This window comes from Streptomyces sp. E2N166 (genome assembly GCF_003671715.1).
GTDB classification, from domain to species: Bacteria; Actinomycetota; Actinomycetes; order Streptomycetales; family Streptomycetaceae; genus Streptomyces; species Streptomyces thinghirensis.
Genome location: NZ_RAIF01000018.1, coordinates 363,003 through 369,034, shown reverse-complemented (window position 1 = coordinate 369,034; position 6,032 = coordinate 363,003). Strand labels below are relative to the sequence as shown.

Genomic DNA, 6,032 nt, shown 5'->3' with positions numbered 1-6,032 from the left:
GCGCGGGGCGCCTCCCCCACTGTCGGCTCCGCTCGAGCGGGAGGTGCCCCCACCGCCCACCCGTGCCGCCCCTGGGGGGTACCTCCCAGGCCGTTCAGGCACTGGGGGAGGCACGACTGCCCGCAGCCGGGCGGCTGGGCAGCCGTGCCGGCCGGGCTATTCCGTCAGCTGCGGCGGCAGCCCCGCCCCGTGCGTCACGATCAACCCCGACACCGCGCGGGTCAGCGCCACGTACAGCCGTCGCAGCCCCGTCCGCTCGTCCGGTTCGCCGTCGACCACGGCCCGCGGCTCGTCCAGGACCACGTAGTCGTACTCCAGGCCCTTGGCCAGCGAGGCCGGCACCAGGGTCAGGCGGGTGGCGTGGGTCGTCTCCTCGCCCGGCCCGAGGAAGCCGATCCCGGCCGCCCCGAGGGCGTCGGCCAGCTCCGGCACCCGCGCGTCGGCGGCGATCAGGCCGACCGAGCCCTCGCGCTCCAGCAGCTCGCGGCACGCGGACACCACGTCCACCGCCCCGTCCGCGGTCGTACGGATGTCGAAGAAGCCCGGGTTCTCACGGATCGACGCCACCGGCGTCAGGCCCGGCGCGATGTCCGGCAGCAACCGGGACGCGTACGCGATGACGTCCGTCGGCACGCGGAAACCGGCCGTCAGCTCCTCGATCACGGCCTCGTCCTTGCCCAGGTGGGCCAGCGCCTCCGCCCAGCTGCGGGTCGCCCACGGCGTGGTGCCCTGCGCCAGGTCGCCGAGGACGGTCGCCGAGCCGGTGGTGCAGCGCCGGCCCACCGCGCGGTACTGCATCGGGGAGAGGTCCTGCGCCTCGTCGAGGACCACGTGCCCGAGGGAGTGCGTGCGCTCGATCAGATCCGTGGCCTCGTCGATCAGCACGGCGTCGGCGGGTGACCACCTGGCCGACTTCACCGAGCGGGCGGGCTTCACCCACAGCAGCGCCTTCCGCTCGTCCTCGGTGAGGACGCCCTCGGCGTGCTCGGCGAGGAAGTCCGCGTCCGAGAGGAGACGGAGGACGAGTTTCGCCGGCTCGACCTGCGGCCAGACGGTCTTCACCACCGCCTTCACGGCGGCGTCGCGCGCGACCGCGTTCTGCACCCGGTCGTCCGGCGCCTCACCGGCCCGCTCCATCTGCACCAGCACGGCGTGCGCGATGCGCTGAGGAAGGGCCTCGCGGGCGGCGCCGTAGCGGATGTCGCGGGCGAGCAGCTCCCGGACGATCTCCTCCACCTCGTACGCGGCCACCCGCCAGCGGCGTGAGCCGCGCACCACGACCACGCCCTCGGTGGGCATGGTGACGTGCGAGTAGAGGGCCCTGCGCAGGACCTCGGCCATCCGCGCGTCGCCCTTGATCACCGCCGCCGTCGTCTCGTCCGCCCCGCGCACCTCGACGTGCGCCACCAGGTCGTCGACGGTGGCCTGGCGGACCGTCAGCTCGCCGAGGGCCGGGAGGACCTGCTCGATGTAGTGCAGGAAGGACTTGTTGGGCCCGATGACCAGGGTGCCGGTCCGGGCGAGGCGCTCGCGGTGGGCGTACAGGAGGTAGGCGACCCGGTGCAGGCCGACCGCCGTCTTCCCGGTACCGGGGCCGCCCTGCACACAGACCGAACCGGTCAGCCCGGCCCGCACGATCTCGTCCTGCTCGGGCTGGATGGTCGCCACGATGTCGCGCATCGGGCCGACGCGGGGCCGCTCGATCTCCTGCTGGAGCAGCTTGCTGGTGACCGCCGCCTCGGCCGGGTCGGACAGGTGCTCGTCCTCGTAGGCCGTGAGGTCCCCGCCGGTGTATCCGAAGCGGCGGCGCAGCGAGATGTCCAGCGGGTCCTTCTTCGACGCGCGGTAGAACGGCTGCGAGACCGGCGCCCGCCAGTCGATCACCATCGGGTCGCCGTCCGCGTCGTGCACATGCCGGCGCCCCACGTAGAAGCGCTCCCCTTCGCCGCCCTCCGCCCGCTCGGCACCGGGAGCGTGCAGGTAGTCGAGCCGGCCGAAGAACAGCGGGGTCTCGCTGAGGTCGGCAAGCGCCTTGACGCGCTGCTCGATCTGGCTCTCCAGGACGGCGGCGTTGACCCAGTTCGCGGTGACGTCGGTGATGTCGAGGGACTCGACGTCCTCCCGCATGGCGCGCAGCGCGGAACGGGAGTCGGCCAGGTGGGAGCGCTCTTTCGAGAGGGGATCGTCGTGCACGGACGTGTACAAGGGGGTGCCTCCGGGTGACCTGCGGCGTGGTGGGCGCGGGCTGCGCGCGGTGGGCCGACCGGTTTCCGTCCGGACGGCGGCGCTCCGTGGGGAGGCGGGCAAGAGCGGAGATTCTAGGGGAGCGGACGCGGCGCGGGCCAACAGGTTCTCGAACCCCTAGGGGTCCAGCCCTGCGACAGCCCTCCGACCTGGGGGAGAGGATCCCCCTGGAGGCGTACACGGCGATGGGAGGGGTTCGGTCCGCAGACCGATGCCGTTCGGGGGCGGGCAGTCGCACCATGGAGACATGAGCGCTGCAACCATCTCCCCCGTCCCGGCACCGGGCCGCGCGTCCGGTGCCACGCCCGTGGCCGGCAGCCACCGGCACCGGCTCGGTGACGCCCTGCGTGCCGTCAGGGTGTTCGCGGGCGCCGCCTTCGACGTGATCGTGCTGGGCGAGTACGGCGAGGAGGCCGGCGTCCGCCGCCGGTGACGCCCGCGTCCCTCGCCGCGCCGACTGAGTACCGCCGCGTACCGGTCTGAGTACGTACGCCGGTGCGCGGGGCCCGGCCGCGCGGCTTGACTGACCGCATGAGACCACAGCACTTCGCGGCGTGGCCCCCGCCGTCCCCGCCGCCGTACCCGGCCCCCCGGGACGGCCGCGACCCGCTCGCCTGGATCGCGCCGACCGTCGCCACCGTTCTCCTGAGCGTGCTGGTACCTGCGGCGGGACTCCTCGGCCTGATGTCGGTCATGGCGACCGACGGCTGCGGCACCGAGTGCTCGCAGGCGCTGACGAACGCGCTCACCCTGATCTACGGCACCCTGTTCTTCGGCGGTTTCCTCGCCTTCGGAGCCTGGCTCGCCGCCTGGGTGCTCCCCTGGACCCGCCGCTGGTCGGCCACCCGGGTCTGGCTGGCCGCCGCCTCGCTGCTGCCGCCGGTGTTCGTCCTGCTGCTGGTGTTCACCCTTCCCGCGCCCTGAACCGGCGGTGCGCTCAGCTCTCGCCCAGCACCTCGTCCGCGTCCATGATCCGGTACGCGTAGCCCTGCTCCGCCAGGAAGCGCTGGCGGTGGGCTGCGAAGTCCTGGTCGAGCGTGTCGCGGGCGACGACGGAGTAGAAGTGCGCCTGGTGGCCGTCGGCCTTCGGGCGCAGCACCCGGCCGAGGCGCTGTGCCTCCTCCTGCCGGGACCCGAAGGTGCCCGACACCTGGATGGCGACGGTCGCCTCCGGCAGGTCGATGGAGAAGTTCGCGACCTTGGAGACGACGAGGACGCTGATCTCGCCCTGGCGGAAGGACTCGAAGAGCTTCTCCCGCTGGGCGTTGGACGTCTCGCCCTTGATGACCGGCGCGCCCAGGTGCTCGCCCAGTTCGTCGAGCTGGTCGATGTACTGGCCGATGACGAGGATCTGCTGCCCGGCGAAGCGCCGCACGAGCGCCTCGGTCACCTTCCGCTTGGTCGCGGTCGTCGCGCAGAAGCGGTACTTCTCCTCCGTCTCGGCGGTGGCGTACGCGAGGCGCTCGGAGTCGGTGAGGTTGACCCGGACCTCCACGCAGTCGGCGGGCGCGATGTAGCCCTGCGCCTCGATCTCCTTCCACGGCGCGTCGAAACGCTTCGGGCCGATGAGGGAGAACACGTCGGACTCGCGGCCGTCCTCGCGGACGAGTGTCGCGGTCAGGCCGAGCCGCCGCCGCGCCTGGAGGTCGGCGGTGAACTTGAAGACCGGCGCGGGCAGCAGGTGCACCTCGTCGTAGACGACCAGCCCCCAGTCCCGGGAGTCGAACAGCTCCAGGTGCGGGTAGACGCCCTTCCGCCTGGTCGTCAGCACCTGGTAGGTGGCGATGGTGACGGGCCGGATCTCCTTCTTCGTCCCGCTGTACTCGCCGATCTCGTCCTCGGTCAGGCTCGTGCGCTTCACCAGCTCGTGCTTCCACTGCCGGGCGGAGACGGTGTTGGTGACCAGGATCAGCGTCGTCGACTTGGCCTGCGCCATCGAACCCGCCCCGACCAGCGTCTTGCCCGCGCCGCAGGGAAGCACGACGACGCCGCTGCCGCCGTGCCAGAAGTTCTCCACCGCCTGCTTCTGGTACGGCCGCAGCGCCCACCCGTCCTCGGCCAGCTCGATCGGGTGCGCCTCGCCGTCGACGTACCCGGCGAGGTCCTCGGCGGGCCAGCCCAGCTTCAGCAGCGTCTGCTTGATCTGCCCGCGCTCGGAGGGGTGCACGGCCACGGTGTCGGGGTCGATGCGGTTGCCGACCAGCGGCGCGATCCGCTTGGACTTCAGGACCTCCTCCAGCACCGGCCGGTCGGTGGTCGTCAGGACCAGCCCGTGCGCCGGGTGCTTGGAGAGGGTGAGGCGGCCGTAGCGGTCCATCGTCTCGGCGATGTCGACGAGCAGCGCGTGCGGCACCGGATAGCGGCTGTACTCGACGAGGGCGTCCACGACCTGCTCGGCGTCGTGGCCCGCCGCCCGCGCGTTCCACAGGCCCAGCGGGGTCACCCGGTAGGTGTGGATGTGCTCCGGGGCCCGCTCCAGCTCGGCGAACGGCGCGATGGCCCGACGGCACTCGCCGGCCCGCTCGTGGTCGACTTCGAGGAGCAGGGTCTTGTCGGACTGGACGATCAGCGGACCATTCACGGGCGGCACCCTTTCGCGTGCGTGCGGCCGACAGCGACTGGACGGATCGGCCAAACGTCCAGTGTGCCTGATCGCGGCGCCGGGCTACCGGAGAGTGAGGTTGTTGATCAGCGGCCCCTCGACCGTGACCCCCTCCTTGACCAGGGTCTCCACGCCGGTGGCCGGCAGGGGCAGCGGCAGCGCGGTGGCCTCGGGGGCGAGCGCGCCGAAGAGTGCCGCGGCGGTGATCAGGGCGGCGACGGAGACGGCGACGGCGGAACGGGCGGCGCCGTCCGGATCGGTGGGCTTGGAACGCATGGCGTGCCTTTCGAAAGGCTGGAGGGCCGGGGGAAGGCGGGCCGGGCCCAGGGGGGACCGGGACCCGGCCGCCGTCAGGGGCGTGGAACGGGGCGTTCGGAGGGTGATCAGCGAGTGGTCAGAGGGTCAGGCCCCCACCGAGGTCGATGCCGACCGCGGCGGCCTCGGCGGCGAACGCCGCGATCAGCGCGGCGGTGGAGGTCAGGACAGTGGCGACTCGGCGAACGGCACGCATCGGGTGTTCCTTCCGGTTCGGTGTGCAGGACACCCGGTGGCTGCCCGACCGCCGAAAAATCGATGCGGATTATGAAAAAAGCTCCCTCTCAGGTGCTAATCACCCGGCGTGGCGTGCATGATCCGGCCCGTACCCCCGAAAGAGGGGCCCGTCAAGTCGCGTCGTCGGCGAGTTCGGCCACGCCGGTGACCCGGTGCAGCGGATACGTGCGCACCTCGTCCGCCGTATGGTCGTACGCCGTCACGAAGCCGCCCTCGACCCGGATCGGGGCGATGACGCGCTGGCTGGCGGAGCCCTCGGCGTTCACGTAGCCGATCCACAGCGCCTCGCCGGTCATGACGGCCGCCTGCATGGTGGCGAGGGTCTCGGCGGCGCCGGTACGGGGCAGCTCGCCCGCCGGGGCGCCGCCCGTATCGCTCCCGGGGCCCGGCTTGCGCGGGGCCGTGGCGGCCAGGTCACCGGCCCGGACGGCGCGGACCGCCGCCGTCAGGAGCGTGTCGTCGGGCACCGGCGGACCGTCCGGGACCGGCTCCGGTGCCGTCCGCGGCGGCGTGCGGCGGGCGTCGGCACGGGCGATCAGCACATCGCCCGCGGCGGACTCGGCGGCCGGCGCGAACCCCATCCCGCGCAGCCCCTCCAGCAGCGCCGCCGGGTCGGCCTGCGCGGCCAGCACGG

General features: G+C 72.9%; 6 protein-coding genes. 2 read left to right on the top strand and 4 right to left on the bottom strand.

Features of this window, described 5'->3' with window-relative positions:
• Nucleotides 1-156: 156 nt before the first annotated feature.
• Nucleotides 157-2,205 carry a UvrD-helicase domain-containing protein gene (locus EBH09_RS15980; RefSeq protein ID WP_121747662.1) on the bottom strand — a complete coding sequence of 683 codons (2,049 nt, stop codon included), beginning with the start codon at nt 2,203-2,205 and terminating at the stop codon, nt 157-159.
• Between the two features lie 286 nt (nt 2,206-2,491).
• Here EBH09_RS15980 and EBH09_RS15975 point away from each other — a divergent pair, with 286 nt between their 5' ends.
• Together EBH09_RS15975 and EBH09_RS15970 are read left to right on the top strand one after the other, a co-directional pair.
• Nucleotides 2,492-2,677: a hypothetical protein gene (locus tag EBH09_RS15975; protein ID WP_193776340.1), complete on the top strand. Its 186-nt coding sequence runs from the start codon at nt 2,492-2,494 to the stop codon at nt 2,675-2,677.
• A gap of 98 nt (nt 2,678-2,775) precedes the next feature.
• The gene (locus EBH09_RS15970; protein ID WP_121747660.1) at nt 2,776-3,168 is read left to right on the top strand and encodes a hypothetical protein; all 393 of its coding nucleotides are present in this window, start codon (nt 2,776-2,778) and stop codon (nt 3,166-3,168) included.
• Nucleotides 3,169-3,181: 13 nt separating this feature from the next.
• Here EBH09_RS15970 and EBH09_RS15965 read toward each other — a convergent pair whose 3' ends face one another.
• The 3 genes from EBH09_RS15965 to EBH09_RS15950 form a co-directional block, all read right to left on the bottom strand.
• Nucleotides 3,182-4,825 (bottom strand): DNA repair helicase XPB, encoded by a 1,644-nt coding sequence (locus EBH09_RS15965; protein WP_121747659.1) that lies wholly within the window; start codon nt 4,823-4,825, stop codon nt 3,182-3,184.
• 84 nt (nt 4,826-4,909) lie between these two features.
• A complete protein-coding gene (locus EBH09_RS15960; RefSeq protein ID WP_121747658.1) occupies nt 4,910-5,122 on the bottom strand; it encodes a hypothetical protein in 213 nt (70 codons plus the stop codon).
• A 386-nt stretch (nt 5,123-5,508) separates the two neighbouring features.
• Nucleotides 5,509-6,032, bottom strand: a 524-nt coding sequence (locus tag EBH09_RS15950; RefSeq protein ID WP_193776339.1) for a WYL domain-containing protein, incomplete at its 5' end; no start/stop codon positions are given.

What these genes read in the sequence shown, in the direction of transcription:
- EBH09_RS15975 (WP_193776340.1), top strand. Translation starts at nt 2,492, where the DNA reads ATGAGCGCTGCAACCATCTCCCCCGTCCCGGCACCGGGCCGCGCGTCC.
- EBH09_RS15970 (WP_121747660.1), top strand. Translation starts at nt 2,776, where the DNA reads ATGAGACCACAGCACTTCGCGGCGTGGCCCCCGCCGTCCCCGCCGCCG.
- EBH09_RS15960 (WP_121747658.1), bottom strand. Translation starts at nt 5,122, where the DNA reads ATGCGTTCCAAGCCCACCGATCCGGACGGCGCCGCCCGTTCCGCCGTC.